Source organism: Pseudocolwellia sp. G5-9, from assembly GCF_055808995.1.
Window position 1 is genome coordinate 4,090,284 of the sequence record NZ_CM147893.1, and the last position, 17,369, is coordinate 4,107,652.

At 34.8% G+C, this 17,369-nt stretch carries 17 protein-coding genes and 1 pseudogene; 8 read left to right on the forward strand and 10 right to left on the reverse strand.

The features are described 5' to 3' along the window. Positions 1-11: 11 nt before the first annotated feature. Positions 12-230: a hypothetical protein gene (locus AC0L5Q_RS17720; RefSeq protein WP_473612379.1), complete on the reverse strand. Its 219-nt coding sequence runs from the start codon at positions 228-230 to the stop codon at positions 12-14. Positions 231-600: 370 nt separating this feature from the next. Between AC0L5Q_RS17720 and rnk the strand changes: the two genes are divergently transcribed. Beyond that, positions 601-1,011 carry a nucleoside diphosphate kinase regulator gene (gene rnk, locus AC0L5Q_RS17725; RefSeq protein ID WP_473612384.1) on the forward strand — a complete coding sequence of 137 codons (411 nt, stop codon included), beginning with the start codon at positions 601-603 and terminating at the stop codon, positions 1,009-1,011. Positions 1,012-1,156: 145 nt separating this feature from the next. Here rnk and AC0L5Q_RS17730 read toward each other — a convergent pair whose 3' ends face one another. From AC0L5Q_RS17730 to AC0L5Q_RS17745, 4 genes are all read right to left on the reverse strand, one after another. Next, positions 1,157-1,849 carry a cupin domain-containing protein gene (locus AC0L5Q_RS17730; protein WP_473612388.1) on the reverse strand — a complete coding sequence of 231 codons (693 nt, stop codon included), beginning with the start codon at positions 1,847-1,849 and terminating at the stop codon, positions 1,157-1,159. 27 nt (positions 1,850-1,876) lie between these two features. Next, positions 1,877-2,497, reverse strand: coding sequence for a glutathione S-transferase family protein (locus AC0L5Q_RS17735; protein ID WP_473612391.1), 621 nt, complete (start codon positions 2,495-2,497; stop codon positions 1,877-1,879). 232 nt (positions 2,498-2,729) lie between these two features. Beyond that, positions 2,730-3,461, reverse strand: coding sequence for an FAD-dependent oxidoreductase (locus AC0L5Q_RS17740; RefSeq protein WP_473618330.1), 732 nt, complete (start codon positions 3,459-3,461; stop codon positions 2,730-2,732). Continuing rightward, on the reverse strand, positions 3,449-3,802 hold the full coding sequence (locus AC0L5Q_RS17745; RefSeq protein WP_473612394.1) for an NAD(P)-binding protein: 354 nt from the start codon (positions 3,800-3,802) through the stop codon (positions 3,449-3,451). Before AC0L5Q_RS17745 ends, AC0L5Q_RS17740 begins: the two co-directional genes overlap by 13 nt. Before the next feature lie 115 nt (positions 3,803-3,917). Here AC0L5Q_RS17745 and AC0L5Q_RS17750 point away from each other — a divergent pair, with 115 nt between their 5' ends. Then, a complete protein-coding gene (locus AC0L5Q_RS17750) occupies positions 3,918-4,454 on the forward strand; it encodes a TetR/AcrR family transcriptional regulator (RefSeq protein ID WP_473612397.1) in 537 nt (178 codons plus the stop codon). Between the two features lie 243 nt (positions 4,455-4,697). On the opposite strand, the gene AC0L5Q_RS17755 is transcribed toward AC0L5Q_RS17750, so the two are convergent. Beyond that, complete coding sequence (locus AC0L5Q_RS17755) at positions 4,698-7,847, reverse strand: response regulator (protein WP_473612401.1); 3,150 nt, start codon at positions 7,845-7,847, stop codon at positions 4,698-4,700. A gap of 467 nt (positions 7,848-8,314) precedes the next feature. Here AC0L5Q_RS17755 and AC0L5Q_RS17760 point away from each other — a divergent pair, with 467 nt between their 5' ends. Together AC0L5Q_RS17760 and AC0L5Q_RS17765 are read left to right on the forward strand one after the other, a co-directional pair. Then, positions 8,315-8,806 (forward strand): hypothetical protein, encoded by a 492-nt coding sequence (locus AC0L5Q_RS17760; protein WP_473612404.1) that lies wholly within the window; start codon positions 8,315-8,317, stop codon positions 8,804-8,806. Next, positions 8,806-9,891 carry a hypothetical protein gene (locus AC0L5Q_RS17765; RefSeq protein ID WP_473612407.1) on the forward strand — a complete coding sequence of 362 codons (1,086 nt, stop codon included), beginning with the start codon at positions 8,806-8,808 and terminating at the stop codon, positions 9,889-9,891. Before AC0L5Q_RS17760 ends, AC0L5Q_RS17765 begins: the two co-directional genes overlap by 1 nt. 375 nt (positions 9,892-10,266) lie before the next feature. Here AC0L5Q_RS17765 and AC0L5Q_RS17770 read toward each other — a convergent pair whose 3' ends face one another. Next, the gene (locus AC0L5Q_RS17770; protein ID WP_473612411.1) at positions 10,267-11,319 is read right to left on the reverse strand and encodes an aldo/keto reductase; all 1,053 of its coding nucleotides are present in this window, start codon (positions 11,317-11,319) and stop codon (positions 10,267-10,269) included. A gap of 486 nt (positions 11,320-11,805) precedes the next feature. Here AC0L5Q_RS17770 and AC0L5Q_RS17775 point away from each other — a divergent pair, with 486 nt between their 5' ends. The 4 genes and pseudogenes from AC0L5Q_RS17775 to AC0L5Q_RS17790 all read left to right on the forward strand — a co-directional run bounded on the left by AC0L5Q_RS17775 (position 11,806) and on the right by AC0L5Q_RS17790 (position 15,179). Then, positions 11,806-12,126, forward strand: a complete 321-nt coding sequence (locus tag AC0L5Q_RS17775) for a hypothetical protein (RefSeq protein ID WP_473612415.1) — start codon at positions 11,806-11,808, stop codon at positions 12,124-12,126. A gap of 102 nt (positions 12,127-12,228) precedes the next feature. Then, positions 12,229-13,209: pseudogene (locus tag AC0L5Q_RS17780) on the forward strand (IS630 family transposase). Between the two features lie 28 nt (positions 13,210-13,237). After that, the gene (locus tag AC0L5Q_RS17785; RefSeq protein ID WP_473612419.1) at positions 13,238-13,432 is read left to right on the forward strand and encodes a helix-turn-helix transcriptional regulator; all 195 of its coding nucleotides are present in this window, start codon (positions 13,238-13,240) and stop codon (positions 13,430-13,432) included. A gap of 604 nt (positions 13,433-14,036) precedes the next feature. Continuing rightward, the gene (locus tag AC0L5Q_RS17790) at positions 14,037-15,179 is read left to right on the forward strand and encodes an HNH endonuclease (protein WP_473612423.1); all 1,143 of its coding nucleotides are present in this window, start codon (positions 14,037-14,039) and stop codon (positions 15,177-15,179) included. Positions 15,180-15,873: 694 nt separating this feature from the next. Here AC0L5Q_RS17790 and AC0L5Q_RS17795 read toward each other — a convergent pair. The 3 genes from AC0L5Q_RS17795 to AC0L5Q_RS17805 are packed head-to-tail and all read right to left on the reverse strand — an operon-like array spanning position 15,874 to position 17,322. Next, positions 15,874-16,698 (reverse strand): hypothetical protein, encoded by an 825-nt coding sequence (locus tag AC0L5Q_RS17795; protein WP_473612427.1) that lies wholly within the window; start codon positions 16,696-16,698, stop codon positions 15,874-15,876. A gap of 44 nt (positions 16,699-16,742) precedes the next feature. Next, a complete protein-coding gene (locus AC0L5Q_RS17800) occupies positions 16,743-17,045 on the reverse strand; it encodes a helix-turn-helix domain-containing protein (protein WP_473612431.1) in 303 nt (100 codons plus the stop codon). A 10-nt stretch (positions 17,046-17,055) separates the two neighbouring features. Further along, positions 17,056-17,322 carry a helix-turn-helix transcriptional regulator gene (locus AC0L5Q_RS17805; protein ID WP_473612435.1) on the reverse strand — a complete coding sequence of 89 codons (267 nt, stop codon included), beginning with the start codon at positions 17,320-17,322 and terminating at the stop codon, positions 17,056-17,058. Between the last annotated feature and the right edge of the window lie 47 nt (positions 17,323-17,369).

Genomic DNA, 17,369 nt, shown 5'->3' on the forward strand with positions numbered 1-17,369 from the left:
TTATTAAAACGTTACGAATTTCCCGTTTTTAATACTTTATTTATTGCTTGGCATAGAGTTACAGCCACATATTCTTCAAAATTTTCTGCAGGATCAAATGAACGCTCGTGAGCAATATTAATAGACTCCAATTGGGCTATTAGTTTTTCTATAGTGTTTTCGGTTAATGCTTCAGATTCGTTTAATTTATCACTGATTGATAAGAGTTGATTCCAGATAATATGATTCATTTTAGTTACATCGTCGGGTTGAGTCGTAAAAATTTAACGACAATAAAAGGGAGAAGATTAAGCTGAATATGTTAATGCACTTTTTTGGTGAGACTTTAAAGGGTATTTATACAAATTTCTAGTTTAGTTTATACAATATTTAATACCTAACCTGAACTTGAAATAATGGATTTTGAATCTACTTATCTTTAATTTTGCTTATTTACCTAATAATGGGCTTTTAAAAGAAAAAATTAACTAACACTAAAAAAGGGAAATAGAGCAATTAAAATATATTGTTTTATCTCTATTATTACACTCGCTATTAAGTTTTTAATTGGTATGATTGTCTATTACTTTAAATTAATGCATTTATATGGAGTTACACCTAATGCAAAAGCCAAATATCACAATATCTTCGATTGATGCTGAAAGGCTAGATCGATTAATTGATACTCTTGATGAAAAGTCTTACCCTAATTTAGATGATTTAATCGTAGAGTTATCAAGAGCTAATATCGTTTTGCCAGAGCAGGTACCTGCTAATGTGGTAACGATGAATTCAACTATTGTGTTTACGGTTGCTTCAACAGAAAAAGAGTTTTCTTTGACGCTTGTTTATCCTAAAGATTTGGCTAATAAGGGGAATAATATTTCTATATTAGCTCCAGTAGGAAGTGCTTTACTGGGTTTAAGTGAGGGGGATGAGATCTCTTGGCCTAAACCAGGAGGAGGAAATTTATTAGTGAAGGTAAGTAAAGTGACATATCAACCTGAGCGTTCAGGACATTTTCAACTTTAACTGATTGATGCTGTAGTGAATATTACAGCATCAAGTATTTATTCAGTAGTACGCTATGCTACTTGTTAATAAATTACTACCAGTAATCAATGTATTATCTTTTTAAATAATCTGAACTAGCTGTCAAAATTTTCTGTAAATATTGCTATGCTTGATTTACGCGTTCAATTTGATTTTCTACATCAACTAAGTGGCCTGTTTTTATCCAAACTTTTGCGCCATTACTGCCTGCTGTAATGTTGACGCTATGATTTATAGGTAGTCTGGCCCAACTGTGTTTTACTAAGTTATCTTGTTGTTCATTAATATCGCCCTCTAGTACAAAAAGCTCTGTTCCACCTGCAGGTGTGAAGTTAAGTTGAGCGTTTCCATCAAAATGCAGTAACGATACTTCTTCAATGTGATCTTTATACAAGGGTGTTATTTGAACGTCTGCTTCATTGGGGATTGCTACTTTTCCCATAGCATTCATTTGTAAACGAACATGTGTTCGGTCTTCAGGTTGGAATTGCCAAAGTTTAACCATTATTACGCAGCCATCTTTTGAGCTAGGTGTATGACTTGATTGTGGAGGGTTGCGAATATAAGAACCAACAGGGAAGTCGCCATGCTCGTCTTGAAATACCCCTTCGAGTACTATAAATTCTTCACCACCTGTGTGTACATGGGGTGAGAATTTACTACCTGGGGCATAACGAACTACGGTAGTTGCTCTAGCAACTTCATCGCCAGCACGATCAAGGGCACGTCGGTCTACACCTACCATTGGTGATGCTACCCAAGGTAGAGTGTTGCTGTGTACTATTTCACGTTTACTAAAGTCGGCGGCAATTTTCATGTTGAGTTCCTATTATTTGGTTTGTAATTAAGCTGCTATGCTAGGACGAGTAGCTATACGAGCTTGCCATGCTATTACGTTTACTAATTCTTTAGGTACGTCAATTTGTGCAAAACCAGCAAAGACTAAACCCGCATGTAGTGTGATATCAGCAACGGTGAATTCGTCGCCAGCGAGAAACGCACTATTTGCTAATACAGAATCAAAATAGGCTAAGCCAGCCAGTGCTTTTTCCATTTGTTTTTGACCCCATTCTTTGTTTTGATATGTTTCAAGTACTGGGCCTAATCCGTCTGTTGCATGATGGAAGTACGTTGCCACGGCATCTAATACCATAGACTCTGCTCGACGTTGCATCATACTGATAACCGCTCGGCTTTTAGGTGTGTTACCCGTTAAAGATGGGCCTGCAAACTCGTGGTCAATATATTCAATAATAGCAGAGCATTCCGAAATAAAAGTACCATCATCAAGCTCTAAAACAGGAACGCCACCGGCAGGATTTTTTGCTAAGAATTCAGCTGAACGATGTTTGCCATTCATTAAGTCTACAGGAATAAATATCGCTTTATCAGCTGCATTTTTTTCTGCCAATGCAATACGTACACGAAGCGGGTTAGGGAAGTTTTCTACGTCATATATTTTCATTATGTTTTCTCTTTATTTTAAAAAGTGTATTGAACAGTTAAAGGTGGTTGTTTGTTCAAGCTTAGAGTGATGCTATATATAAAACCCAAACTATCTACTGGTAGGTATCTTGATAGGTTAAATAAAATAAGTCAATTACCTTTATAGTCTTAAATATCTATATTGTTATGGTGTTAATTTAAACTATAATATTTTCAGTGGGTTATCTTGTGATGTAATGTAAAAATTACTTTTAGGGTATTTTGTTTATTACATCATTAACGGCACACACAGCGCCTTCAAGGTATCCCGCATCTATTGTCGAAAACTCGCTCCCAACTAAAAATATCTTTTTCTCTGTGAGTTCTTTTTGATGATACTTACTATCAAAGTAAGGGTGTTGTGGTGGTTCATTAAGATCTAACTCTGATGTTATATATTCACTTGTGGCCCAATCTTTAAAGTAGGTATTTTCTACTTTTTTGGCTTGCTCTCCGTACAATAGCGCTAATTGGCTTAAGCATGCTTGTTTTATTTGTGCTTCACTGTACTGGCTACGTGATATTGCTGGAATACCAATAAAACCAAATAATGCATAAGAAGGTTCATTGTTTGCGCAAGCATCGTGTATTTCTTGCATTGGACCCTGTTGGCTAAAAGCCTGGCCTGATAATGATTGTTCGCGCCAAAAAGGAGTGGGATAAGTTGCAATAAATTTCGCTTGTGCAGCCATCCATGTGGGGACTTGCTTTAATGCCTTTTGTAACGAGATTGAAGCCCAATTTGTGGGAGTTAGGTGTTGTATTATCATACGTGGGGGTAATGCCAATATCAGATTGTTTGCTTTAAAAACAACAGTGTTACCTTGTTGTTTTACTGTTACAGTCCAACTTCCATTTTCTTGCTTTACCTGTATTACAGCATGGCTTGTTTTGATGTTGTTAGGATTGAGTTTATTGTAAAGGGTGTTAATTAGGGCGGTAATCCCCCTTGTATTCGATACATACTCATGGCTCCCGCACCAACTGTACGTGTAACACCTTGATTACCTTGTTTTTGAAATAATGCATCGCCTTGTGTGTATTGCTCAAAATAAGACAACTCTAGTTCAGTTAATAATGCTTGTATATTATGTTGATGTGGAAAAATCCATGTTGGCCCTAAGTCGTGGTGATGTTCAGTATTATTGTCTTTTACACCAATAATACGGCCGCCTAGCTCAGCATTAGCTTCTAGTAATATGTAGGGTAAGCCTTTTCTTTCCAACGCCCGTGCAGACAAAAGCCCCGCTAAACCTCCCCCAATAATTATATTTGAAGTTTTCATGCTGTTTCCTATTCTCTTAGCTATCTATCGATAGGAAGTTTTATGTGTATAATGTTTCTTGTCAACCCATTTATCCTCATGGATAATTGGTTTAGGTCATTAAAGGTAAGTATATATGTCAAGAAAACAAGAACTTTTACAGCTAGCACAAAACAAAGTGCGCGAGGGCGGATATAACAATTTTAGTTTTAGAGAGTTAGCAAAAGATATAGGAATTAAAAGTGCAAGTGTGCATTATCATTTTCCAACTAAGGCTGATTTAGGTGCTGAACTTGCCAAACTTTATACTGATAATTTTATCAATGCTTTAGGTGACCCAAAAATCCATAAAGACTCAGGTAAAAACCCTGTGGCTATTTATGTTGAGCAATTTAGGCAAGCGCTACATCAAGATAAAAAAATGTGTTTATGTGGGTTACTAGGTGCGGAGTCTGATGTTTTACCCGAGCAAGTTAGGGGAGAAATAAAACGTTTTTTCAAGAAAAACTTAGCATGGCTTGAACAAGCTTATTTATGTGTAAAAACAACGGATGCTGTATCCGCTAAACAGCTTGCTATTAAAACAATATCAGTATTAGAAGGTGCTATGATGATCAGTATTGCAATAAAAGATAATAGTGTATTCGATCAGGCTATTGTTGATTTAATGTAATTGCTATAATTTAAGTAACCTCAACTCGGGTTAATGAATGTTAGATAATGAATTAAAAATCTTATTTATCAAAACCTTAATCTGTATTGTTGTTTTCCTAAGTTATATTAGTCTCTCAACATTGATATTTTTGTGTATAACAAGGCGAATTTTTCTATCTAATAGCTGGCTATTAGTAATAAATTCAACGAAGTTAGGCATAAAAATAGCTTGTTGAGTAACTTTGCTTATCCCGAGCTGAGGTTAAGTATTGTTCTTCAGGCAATTTTCTATTTCATTATATAACTTATTTGGCTGAATAGGTTTTGGTATGTAAGCGTTCATGCCAACTTTAAAACATTGTTCAATATCGTCGTTTACGACGCTTGCTGTTACGGCAATAATAGGTGTTTCAGCGATTCCATTAGATTTTTCATAAGCACGTATGTCTATACTGGCTTCAAACCCATCTTTTATCGGCATCATTAAATCCATTAGTATAATCTGAAAATTTTGGTCTTTACTGTAAATATCTATGGCTTCTTGGCCGTTATTCGCTACTACATGTTGATAACCTACTTTTTGGAAAAGCAATGCGGCAACTTTTTGATTAATACGGTTGTCTTCAACAAGTAATACTCGTATAGAATTGGACTGCTCTTTATTGCTCTGCTCTTCTTCTATCCCTTGTTCGGATTTTGTCTGGGTGGTTGTTTCTAAAGATCCTTCTTGCGCTTGATGGAGATCATTCATCGCATTGAGTATTTTACTTTTGAGTATTTCGGCTTTAAATGGCTTAGGAAGATAATCATTCATACCGCAAGCAAAACACTGTTGTATATCTTCTTCGACCACACTTGCTGTTAATGCAATAATTGTTGTTGGCGTTTTTTTATGTATTTTTTCGTATTGACGGATCTCTTTTGTTGCAACAAAACCATCTTTTATCGGCATCATACAATCCATTAAAATGAGGTCGTAGTGGTTAGCTGTAAAAAGGTTAACGGCTTCTTGGCCATCATTGGCAATATCAAATTCGTAACCCAATTTTGTGAGATGTAATATAACAACTTTTTGGTTTATTCTATTATCTTCAACCAGTAATATTTTTTTGGTTGATGAAGTCGGTAGTGTGTTTTCTATGATACTTTGGTGATTTGAACGGGCCAACTCACAACAATGCTCAAGGGCTTTAAGTAGTTTGTTACCTAATAATGGGTAGGTAATTAATGCACTAATACTGTTACCAAAATCTATTTGTGGTGCATTAAGTGGTTGAACTAAGCACAAGGCTTTGCTGCCTTGATTAAAAGGCTCTAAGTCAATTGGTTCTAAGTGATCGAATGTATCTTCGGTGGTTGCGTAAATAATAATTTGAGGTGTGTTATCCGTTGGCACTGTTAGATTTAATAAGGATTGTTGAATTTCAATATTATTAATACCAAATATATTAAGTTCGTATTTAATAACTTGGGTTACTTCAGTGTTATCACAGACAATAGCAATATTGGTATGATTAAATATCTCATTCTTTTTACCTTTAAGTTCCACTACTTCTAGAGGTAAATAAAAATAAAATCGACTGCCTTTTGCTTTTCGTGAATCAAGTTGAAGCTTTCCTCCCATAAGCTCAATAAGCTGTGTACTAATGGCTAGACCAAGGCCTGTACCACCAAATTTTCTTGTGGTTGAATTGTCTTCTTGAGAAAAAGGGTCAAAAATTTTCTTTTGCTGCGCTTCGTTAATACCTATTCCTGTATCAATAACTTCAAACAAGTAAGATGAAGCGTCTTGTTTATGTTTTTGATATTGAATACCAATTGATACACTGCCTGTTTCAGTAAATTTTACGGCATTAGACATAAGGTTCATTAATACTTGTCTTATACGATGATCGTCAGCTAAAACCGTTAGGGGTAAATGGGGGTCTATATTGATGTTAAGCGCAATAGATTTTTCTTTTAATGTAGGCGCAATAATTGCGGAAACATCATAAACACTTTCGCGAAGATTGGTAGTATAAGTGCTGATAGGAAGTTTACCGGATTCAATTTTGGAGAAATCTAAAATGTCGTTTATTAAGCTCAATAAAAGCTGCGACGATGTTTCTATCGTATCTACATAATCTTTTTGGGTAGCGCTTAAGTGGGTACTTGATAATATGTCTGATATACCAATAACTCCATTTAAGGGGGTTCGTATTTCATGCGACATATTCGCCAGAAAGCTACTTTTGGCCTTACTTGCGGTTATTGCCTCTTCTTTTGCGGTAATCGCTTCGTTTTTCGACGCTAGTAATTCACGTTGGTTTTTTTGTCTTTCAATAGTAAGTCGTTCAACTTTTTCTGCAAATTGGCTAAGCTCATCGCGTCCTTCAATATGCAATTTTAATTCTTTTTCATCGTCATCTTTGTGATCTAAAAAATCGATTACGGTATTTAAATTAACAATAATACGATGCGCTAAAGCAATACCAAAGAGAAGAACTAATAAAATAGATATGGCTGTTACGCAGAAAAATATGAGCCTTTGTTTTTCAAAGGTACTAATCGCTTGTTGAATATCTTGTTTTAGCTGTTGTTCTATTGCATTAGTCACCTTTTGAAAAAGAGCTAAACGTTGCGCAAAAGCATTTATACCTTCTTCAATAGCTTGTTCAGTTATTTCAGATGTCATGCTTTTATCTAATAACAACTCACGATAGGTATTACTTTCTTCAAAGGCTGCATTAGAGAATGCAGCTAATAATAATTCAACCTGTTTTTCGTCTGCATTTATTGCAACAAAACGATCGACAAACAGTTGCTGATTTTGAATTAAAGTGCGTATTTCATCCCTCATTAATTTTGCTAGTTCACTGTTTTGAGTTTTAATCAGTGTTTTACTTTGCCAGTTTTCTTCTTGTACCCAAAAGATTAACCACTCTAATTGTAGTAATGCTTTAAAATTACTATCAACAATTTGAATAGGGGCTTTGAAGTGTGTTTTTTCAATGGTTAATAAAAGTTGTTTATATATATCGCTTTGCCATTGAATACTGTCTTGTTGACTAATGGGGTCTTCGGCATTCGCTATCGCTTTAATCGTTTCTTTATACTGTTCAATGAGTTGCTGGTATTGTGCTAGATCTTTTTGAGAATAAATAACGTTTATTTCGGTTGTTAGTGTTGCTAATGCTTTTTGGGCGTTTTCAATATTTGCCGACGATCTTGATGCGTAAGAAGCTATGTTTAGTTCTTTAAGCTTAGCAATCACGTTAATAACATGAGTTGCTTTTTCTAAGCGGGTCAGTTGATCGTTAACTTCTAAAACCTGGCGACTAGATAAACCAATAATAACAATGGTAGGTAAAAGAACGAGTCCCCAGATTTTTTTCCGAATACTAAGATTGTTCCACAAACTAAGTATGAGCATTTATGTATCCATTGGTTAAACGTTGTTGAAAAATAAAATAGTTTATTAAGATTATTCTAGAACACTAATTCAATTTTTACCTTATACCCTTGTCTATTTTATTTGAAATACCTTTTAGGCTTGAGAATTTAGATTTATGGTCTACCTTTAAAGTATATATACCCGTAACCATTCAAGATGCAGGTTTCAGTGGTAACTAAAAAAAATTTAGGCGCAGATTTCACGTTTTAAACGAAATCTAAGTACATACATCCATGTAGGAACCTATAAGCCTCATAAATTGTTTTTAGATGCATCGAAGAAGCGTTTGAGCCAAATGACTTCATAAACAATGCTTTTTAATAAAGGAACGACCATTATGACAAAGCATTACCCTGAATTGATATCGCTCAAAGCTCTGAAATACACATCTTGATTGGTAACAGGTATAAACATAAATTCATCAAATGCTATAAGTGGTAGAAAGGATGCAGCAGTCACCTAATTTAGGAAAAAATAGAATGCGATTAGGTAACTATACGCTGTCTCGTTGGTTTCTATTACTTACTTTATGTTTCTTTGCCTCTACTCAGGCACATGCCAATGATGTGTATGCTGTATTTACGTTAACCCCAGACTTTAAGCCATTAACTAAAAGTAAGGTAAGAATGCTTTTTAGAGGAAAAACTAAGCTTTTACAAGGAGAAAAGTTTGAGTTGTCTGATTGGCCTCAAAGTAACGATGTTCGCAACGGATTCTATCAAGCATTACTCGGAAAAGATTTAGCTCAAATGAATGCGTATTGGGCAAGACTTTCATTTTCGGGAAAGGCAAGACCCCCTAAAGAAATAGATAATGGGTCGGTAGAGTCTTTGGTTGAATGGATGTCACTAAAACCTTCCCGTATTGGTTACGTCCCTATAGATTTATTACCCGAGAATGCACATGTGCTTTATATTGTTAAAAAGGAGAAGCAATAATGAGCAAGAAGCTCTTAGCATTATTTATATCAACAATTAGTTTCTCATCTTTTGCTGAAATAGAATTAACGGATCAATTATCACTAAGTGGCTTTGGTTCTAGTTCGTTAACTAAATCAAATAATCAAACATTAGTAATTATGAACCGTGGTATTAATGATGAAACGTGTTGGGATTGCGATACTACTTTGGGGCTTCAATTAGATTATTTTAATGATGCTTTTAAAGCGTCTGCACAATTAGTTAAACGACCACAAGATAAATGGAGCGCCCCTGAACTTGAGTGGGCTTATGCGGGCTATTCTATGAGTGAAGTAGAATTTAGAGTGGGGCGTTTACGCATTCCTATATTTTTAGCCTCTGAATATTATTATGTTAGCCATGCGTACAACTATGCCAGACCTCCAGAAGAGCTCTATAATTCTATATTAGGACTAACGGCATATAATGGGGCAAGTGTTGTTTGGAACTTAGAATTGTTTAATGAATACCAGTTAACAATTATGCCTTTTATTGGCTTTAATAATACCAGTTTAGTGGATGCTGGCGATACTCTTGATGTGGAATTAGATATTGACAGTATGTCGGGTATTAACTTTTTATTGTCTGGTGAATATTACCGTTGGAATTTGTCTTACTTTACCGCTGACTTTGGTCAAACGTTTCAATTTACAAATGCAAGACCTGATGTTCCTTATTTTGAACTGAGTTTTCTTAACGATAGCGTCGAACTTTATTCTTTAGGGCTAGAATATGAGTTTGATTCATTATTATTAACTGCTGAAAGACAAATAGGTAATTTACGTTCTACTTGGTATGCCAGCGCAGCCTATAAACTTAATAAGTTTGTTCCTTATATTCAGTATGGTGAAAATAGAGCTAAAATTACCCGTGTTTCTACATATGATGATAAATCAGGCAGTAGTTTTGTGATGGGTCTTCGTTATGACTTGTTATACAACGTATCACTTAATATTGAATGGCAGAAGTTTAAAAGCTTTGGTGAGCAACGTGGCTCTTTTGTTGAAACACCTAATAAACCAGAAGCCGATCTATATACTTTAATGTTCAACTTTGTGTTTTAAAGAGAATACTCCCAAGCTAGGGCCTGTTGCTCTTTTGAGTATGATGTTTGTTCAATTTAAAAGCGTTTTAGTCACAGGTTTTACGTTCCAAACAAAACCTAAGTACCTGCATCCGTGCAGGCAAGGCAAACGTTTTGTCACATAGTCATTCTATGTAAAAAAGGTTTACAGAAGAATAAATCGTTTTTAAATGAACCCTTGGGCAGCGCTTGTTTGATATTTCTACATCGTTATAGTGATTTTATGTGGCGCGACCACACATCAATCACTATGTCTTATATAAAAATCAAACAGATTGCTGCAAAAATATACCTGAAAGGTCAACAGACCCTAATCATTTCAACTAGTTTAGGGGATTTATCTTTTATCAAATAATTAAAAAGGTGTAGGGTAATCTCTTAATACGCCATCAATATCATTTAATGCTTCTGTGCTCAATTCAATATCAAATCCTTTAATATTTTCTTTCAGTTGGTCCATAGTAGTTGCACCAATGATTGTTGACGTTACTCCACGTACTTGTTTACACCAAGCTAATGCGAGTTGTGCAGGTGTAATGTTATATTGGTTAGCAATATCGACATAAGCTGCTGTTGCTTTATGGGCTGAAGGTGTGTCTCTGTATATACCGTTTCTTTGTTCATAGGTCCATCGGCTACCTTCTGGGCGTGTATTATTTAAGTATTTACCCGTTAACATACCGGTAGCCAGAGGTGACCACGGTAAATACGCGATATTTTCACGAATGCAGTTTTCGAGTAAATAAGGGGAATCTTGTGTATGAAGTAAACTGAACTCGTTTTGAACAGAAACAATACGGGGTAAGTTATGTTGTTCACTTAACTTTAAATAGGTATTAATGCCCCATGGCGTATCGTCAGATAATCCACAATGTCTAATTTTTCCGGCTTCTACACAGCGCGATAATCCTTGTAGAATATCAAGCATATCTTCAATTTCACGCTCTGAAGTTGTTTGTGTGAAATCAATTTGATTGGGCCAATGGTTTCCAAAATGAGGAAAACTACGATTAGGCCAATGTAACTGAAATAAATCAATATAATCAGTTTGTAAGCGTTTTAACGAGCCTTCAACTGCAAGCTCTACGCTTTTACCCGTGATTGGCTCTCCGTTTCTGATCCAAGGTAAGCCTTGCCCTGAGATTTTTGTGGCTAACACTATATCTTTTCTTTTCTGGAGATTGTTAGATAACCAGTTACCTATAATCGTTTCGGTTTTACCATAGGTTTCTGGTGCAGGAGGAACAGCATAAAGTTCAGCGGTATCAATAAAGTTAATATTTTGAGATAACGCATAATCAATTTGTTGATCTGCTTCTTGCTGATTATTTTGTAACCCCCAAGTCATGCTACCTAAGCAAACCTCAGAAACCGATAAATCACTACTACCTAATAAAGAATATTTCATAACTACCTTATGAGTGGTTAATTAAAGTGTATGTCATTTTATATTGGTACGGGTAGGTGGAATACCAAGGTGAACAGATGAATTAATGCTGATTCTATTAATAAATTTATCTACCTTGTCTTTTGAAATATTCTATTTAACCCAAATTCCGGTTATTTATTATATAGGCTAGTATTAGGTGGTAATATGCTCATTAATCCACTTTTCAAGTTGATATTTCATTAATCACCTGAACGGCGAGCAACTTCTTTACCTTGTTTAAAAATTAAAACGGTAGGCGTTGCTTTTACGTTAAGTGTTCAAAAAACGCTGTAATCGTTATTATACAAATCGCCATAATCCATTGATCATTTATACTCGTCTGAATGGCCAGTTACATCGTTATTTATTTAATAATTAGAGCACTCCTTATTAAAATAAATTCCTCGCCTATAGGCGTAGGTGTTTAGGTTCAGTCTGGAGCGATGAACCTGTTTACAACTGTTAGTGAAAGCTAAAGAAAGCGATAAAGTTTTATTTACTCGGTTGATACCAGAAGATATTGAGGATTCGAGCTACCAACATTTTTTTGATTACGATATAAAAATAGTGGATCGACTTTCATTCTTAAAAGGTAGCGATAGAGGTTCATATTGTATAAATCTTTATCGTTTTAGTAAGAAATATACCTCTACAGAAATTGAAAAGATAACGGATGTTTCTAATTTTTTGATGAGTTGTGCGATAAAACATACTCGACTTGCTGGTGGACTATCCGATTTTTTAACCAGAGAGGCTCAAATTAATGAGTTATACCAATTAGTCTAATTATATGATCTAATGTCATTTATTTACTCATAATAAATCACATTGAACACTCATAGCTCACAAGAATTAAAAATACTCTCCAACAAAGTAAAAGATCATCGAATGAGGCTACGCTTGCTAGCCGTTTCACACTTTAAATCGGGTAAGAATAGATCAGAAGTTGCTAGAACACTTAATATAAGTAGAAGAATTGTTAATGATTGGGTTGCGAACTACATCAGCAAAGGTTTACTTGGTCTTGAGAGTAAAAAACCTACAGGGCGACCTAGCTATCTTACAGAGCAAGATAAAGAAATATTGAGTCAATATATAAAGGCTCAATGCCAATCCGATATGGGTGGACGACTAACGGGTGAGTGTATCCGACTATATATCAACGCTAATTTTGATGTTGATTATCATCCCAACGCCATTTATTAAGTTATTAAAATCAATGGGATTTAGCTGGATAACAAGTCGCTCACGACACCCAAAACAGTCTGATGAAGTACAAGAAGATTTTAAAAAAAATTCGAAAGTGAAATGATCCGCACGCTCCCATGGAATGTGAGGCTTAAAGAGATAGATGTGTGGTTCCAAGACGAAGCACGTTTTGGACAGCAAAATACAACGACAAGGCTCTGGGCAGAGAAAGGAACAAGACCGAGAGCCGTTAGGCAACAACAGTTTGAATACGCTTACCTTTTTGGTGCTGTTTGCCCATCAACAGGCGCAACTGAGGCACTGATTTCTCCAGTAATGAACATGGATGTAATGGAACAACATTTGGCTTTAATTTCTCAAAAAACTCAAGAAGGACGACATGCGGTGATCGTTGTCGATGGTGCTGCATGGCACCAAGCTTACCTTGCTGATAAATTTAACAACGTAACGATCATTAAGTTACCACCGTATTCACCCGAGTTGAATCCAATAGAGCAAGTTTGGAGTTGGTTGCGCCAACATCATTTAGCGAATAGGTGCTTTCAAGGCTATGATGACATCCTCGATGCTTGCTCTGATGCATGGAACTCATTTGTGAGTGATGCAAAGCGGGTCATGAAAATGTGTAGTAGAGATTGGATTAAGGTGGGAAAAACTTAAGATGGAATGGTATTAGAGCAAAGACTACATGCCATTAATAGTAAGGCTAACAACAAGAGAGCTAGGAGTATGTGTTAGGGCCTTGCTTGGTTTGTCTAGCGAGGGAATAGGATTAGATTTAGGCATTAAAATAACTAGTGTACAAACCTACCGTAAACGCGCTTATGCTAAGTTAAATATATCAAGCCAAAATGAACTATTTGGTTTATGTTTGAAAAATTAATAAAGCACAGAAAATTCCCTCTGCTTTTAGAGTATTAAACTGAGTTTATTGCTTTAATTTTAGCGCGATTAGAAAATTGAGCTCATATTAACTGCTACCTAGGCTCACTGATTCTCGTATCTAGCCGTTGGCGAGTAAATGAATCAGTTAAGTTTGAAGCTTTAATAAATACTTGTGTGTTTTTATTAATATTATAAGCAATTCGATCTTCGAGCACTGTATCACTATAAGTGTTACTTAAACTTTGAGATTGCGCAGAACTTCACAGATAAAGTGTTATATTTTAACTAAGTGAGATAGGGCGAGACTAAATTATATAAGAAATGAAAATGGTGGCCCTCCCTGACCTGAATTTAATGTCTAAGTCTATGATAAATTTATCTATATATTTTGGTTGTGTTTATTGGTGTTACTTCTAGTGTTACTAGAAGTTAAAGTCATCTAATTTCACGGAAATTAATTTTAAATTATTTTTATATTGTCTCTTAAAATAAATCAAAGATGATTTAATGTTTATTATGTAATCTTAATTCAATGTAGAATTAGTAATAAATACTTGTAATTAAGTTATCAAAAACAGGCTTTAATTTGGAGTTTTGCTTTTATGACAAATATAAATGAATGCGCTTATTGTGAATCAGTAATTACGAAAGAAAATGATTCAAGAGAACATATAATTCCAAACTCTATTGGTGGGAAGCAAACTGTTTGTGGATTTATTTGCAAGGATTGTAATAATTCACTAGGTAATTCTTGGGATTTTGAATTGTCAGAACGACTAAAATGGTTCACATTAGCTTTGGGTGTTAAGCGTGATAGGGTTCAAAATAAAAATCAAAGCATGGCAATTAAAACAAAAGATGGTACTAATTTAAATTTAACATCTGAAGGCGTATTAACTCCTCAAGAACCATTTTTTGAGTCCACACCATATGACAATAAAGTTAATATTCGTATGCTTGCACGAACTGAGCATGAAGCTAAAAATATGTGGCGAGGAGTTAAGAATAAATATCCTCAATCAGATGTTGGAGAGCCTTTAAAAATACAGCAATTTAAAGTTAATAGCCCACATGGAATAAACTTATCTTTTAATGGCGTCAATCTAAATTGTTCGGTTGTTAAGACAGCTTTAGCGATGTGTTTTAATCTTGGTATTAAACCTAGAGATTGCGAGGTAGGCATTAAAACATTAAAAAACACTACGGGTAGTAATGATGTTTGTTCTTTTTATATTAATGATGTTGTTTTAGATCGCCCTCATGGGCTCTTGTTTCACCTTGTAGCACTTAGAGGTGATTCAAAAAAATCTACTCTTATAGCTTACGTAGAGTATTTTGGTGTAATGAGGAAAGTGATAAAACTTAGTAATCAATTTAATGGGAAGAGTTTTGATTCAGTATATTCAATTAATCCTCAGACCCGAAAAGAGTTGGATTTATCCGTCAACTTGGATATACCAGAAGAAGAGTTAGGAGCTGCATTTAATGGGTTAGCTTATCCTGACAGCTTTTCTAATGCTTGTAATAATGCATTTAAAATATCCGAAGGCATTCGAGTAATGAGGGAAAGGCAGTATGTTTTTCGTAATGAATTATTAAAAGCTAGAGTGCATCTTGGAATAGAAAAAAATAGTACGCCTAAATTGAAAGATGCAGAAGAGTTTAATCGCTTCATGACAAAACAGATTGGTCCGATAGAAGATTATATTAATAATGCTCCACCTTTACCTAAACGAAAAAAATAATAGGCTTATTGTGTTGTTAACTTTTATTTAGTCAATACTGACTATTTAAGTGTATTTCCCCTTTGTTTATGACTACTCCCATAGCTTTAATTTGGGTTGTTAGAGTGATATGACAAGTTTTAACGCATAGATTATCGAGACATATAATTTATTAGATGACCATTTTCGGTCACAATAATTAACACTGCATTACTTGTTAAAATCGACATTATCATAATTCAATAACTGCGCATTGATTGCGTAGTACGCAGTTAACTTTGAGTAATAACCTAATTTATTAATATTTATTAGGTAAGGCGAATTTACATCTTTAGGTAATCTTATAGAGGTGGCTCAGAAAATAACATCGCAATTGAAGTTAAACTATTTATGGCTAGCATGCCCCGTCACACTTACCCCGTTTAGCGAAACTATAGTGCTCCCGTCAGTTTGATAGATACACATAAAATTATCAGCATAATCATCAATAAATTCTGGATGTTCACATTGAGCATTTATGTTGCTATGCACTTTTATGTTCTTTTTATAATATGTCAAAAGTAATCGAGGCATTAAAATACATGTGATAAAAGTTATTATTTCCATTTCACTTTTCCATTAATAAGATATCTTACACTCTAGCATTATAATAAAGATTAACTAAAAACAACGCATAACAACATGTAAGAATATTAATAATAAACTGAAATGAGTCTTACGCTTTTTCCCAATCATTAAGCCACTCGTCTGTTGTTTGTTCTTCTGGCTTCTTAATATAATTAGTATCAGGTAAATAATTACTTATTACCGCGCTACCTTGTTTACTTAATTCGTACTTATCTGGACACGTACCGAAATATCCCTGTAAGCCTTTATTATCATATGCTTTCGTAATATCATTGTTTGGCGTTCTTGTCTGGCTGTTGTATGGGAGTTGTCTGGCAATTGTATGGGAGTTGTATGGCAAACAGTGTGAAAGCTTCTTTAAAATTTGATTGTGGTGACAGTTCATTAAAGGAATGATTTTATCTTTTAACTTACTACTACGATCAAAGGTAGGTACAAAAAAACAATGTTTTAAGTTTCCCATATAATCATGAAAACTAGATAGTCTCGACGGTAAGCTCAAACCAGTTGATAACCAAAATTGATAGAATTTATATTTTTTATTTACGCGAAATTGACCTTTAGGTAAGCAACTTCCTTTTATTCCATTTTTAGTTGTACGACTTCTTTTTAATTCAACATTAAAAGTTACATAACAATCCTCTCCAGTTACTAAATTAATTAACTGTAAATTAAGTCCTGAGCTTTTATGTTTTCCATAATATCCAGTTGAATAGTTATCATAGATATAAACATCTATATCAAGCACGCAGGCTATTTCTCTTAATAAGTTTGCGGAATTTTCAGCAAGCCACTTTTTAGGTACTTGCTGATTACTTGCTGGCGTTATAATTAACTGACCATTAATAATATTAATCTGATCACCCCTAGAAATTAAAACTTCTAGCAATGAGCATTTTTTAATATGGTTCATTGTGGGATCTTCTTTAATGAATTAACTTATACATGTGATATGTTTCAGGTTTTATCATCGATATTGATATCAGATAAAAGTACGTATTTAGCAACGCTATGAGCTTTGTTATCAGGTGTTTTTTCATTAACCCGGTAAGTTTCTATATTATGGCCTTGCGCCCTTAATTCTAAAATACGTGGTGCTGGCGATAATATATGTAATTCATCTCGTATTTGTAGGGTAGTGGCAGAGCCATACTTTTCCAAATACTCTAATATTTGCACTCGCTGAGAGGCAGCGCTAATATCTAAAGTGTCATTTGATTGGTGAGTGCCGTTATTACTTGCGGCCTTATCTTTTGTCATAAAACTCCCCTTATGCGGCTTGCTGACGTTGTTCAACTAGCTTCATTACAAGTGCTTTAATCTCTTGGGCACTTACGCCAGCTAATAAAGCTCGATTAACAGCTTCTATTTCAAAGTTAACCCAAGCCACTGAGCGTTCGCCTAATGATATTGGAGGTGGCATTAAGCCTAACTTTACCTTTTCGTAGAATGATGATTTAGGGAGTCCGCATAGCTTTGTTACTTCGCCAATGCGTAAATATATAAGTGGAGTTGTAATGTTGTTGTACTGAACCATATCGTTACCTTTTGGGTTGTGTTGTTTGATATGGTTTTATTAAAATC

Coding starts and splice junctions, on each gene's coding strand:
- AC0L5Q_RS17760 (WP_473612404.1), top strand. CDS start 8,315: ATGCAGCAGTCACCTAATTTAGGAAAAAATAGAATGCGATTAGGTAAC.
- AC0L5Q_RS17790 (WP_473612423.1), top strand. CDS start 14,037: ATGACAAATATAAATGAATGCGCTTATTGTGAATCAGTAATTACGAAA.
- AC0L5Q_RS17800 (WP_473612431.1), bottom strand. CDS start 17,045: ATGACAAAAGATAAGGCCGCAAGTAATAACGGCACTCACCAATCAAAT.
- AC0L5Q_RS17735 (WP_473612391.1), bottom strand. CDS start 2,497: ATGAAAATATATGACGTAGAAAACTTCCCTAACCCGCTTCGTGTACGT.
- AC0L5Q_RS17785 (WP_473612419.1), top strand. CDS start 13,238: ATGCCATTAATAGTAAGGCTAACAACAAGAGAGCTAGGAGTATGTGTT.
- AC0L5Q_RS17755 (WP_473612401.1), bottom strand. CDS start 7,847: ATGCTCATACTTAGTTTGTGGAACAATCTTAGTATTCGGAAAAAAATC.
- rnk (WP_473612384.1), top strand. CDS start 601: ATGCAAAAGCCAAATATCACAATATCTTCGATTGATGCTGAAAGGCTA.
- AC0L5Q_RS17745 (WP_473612394.1), bottom strand. CDS start 3,802: ATGAAAACTTCAAATATAATTATTGGGGGAGGTTTAGCGGGGCTTTTG.
- AC0L5Q_RS17720 (WP_473612379.1), bottom strand. CDS start 230: ATGAATCATATTATCTGGAATCAACTCTTATCAATCAGTGATAAATTA.
- AC0L5Q_RS17805 (WP_473612435.1), bottom strand. CDS start 17,322: ATGGTTCAGTACAACAACATTACAACTCCACTTATATATTTACGCATT.
- AC0L5Q_RS17765 (WP_473612407.1), top strand. CDS start 8,806: ATGAGCAAGAAGCTCTTAGCATTATTTATATCAACAATTAGTTTCTCA.
- AC0L5Q_RS17730 (WP_473612388.1), bottom strand. CDS start 1,849: ATGAAAATTGCCGCCGACTTTAGTAAACGTGAAATAGTACACAGCAAC.
- AC0L5Q_RS17795 (WP_473612427.1), bottom strand. CDS start 16,698: ATGAACCATATTAAAAAATGCTCATTGCTAGAAGTTTTAATTTCTAGG.
- AC0L5Q_RS17750 (WP_473612397.1), top strand. CDS start 3,918: ATGTCAAGAAAACAAGAACTTTTACAGCTAGCACAAAACAAAGTGCGC.
- AC0L5Q_RS17770 (WP_473612411.1), bottom strand. CDS start 11,319: ATGAAATATTCTTTATTAGGTAGTAGTGATTTATCGGTTTCTGAGGTT.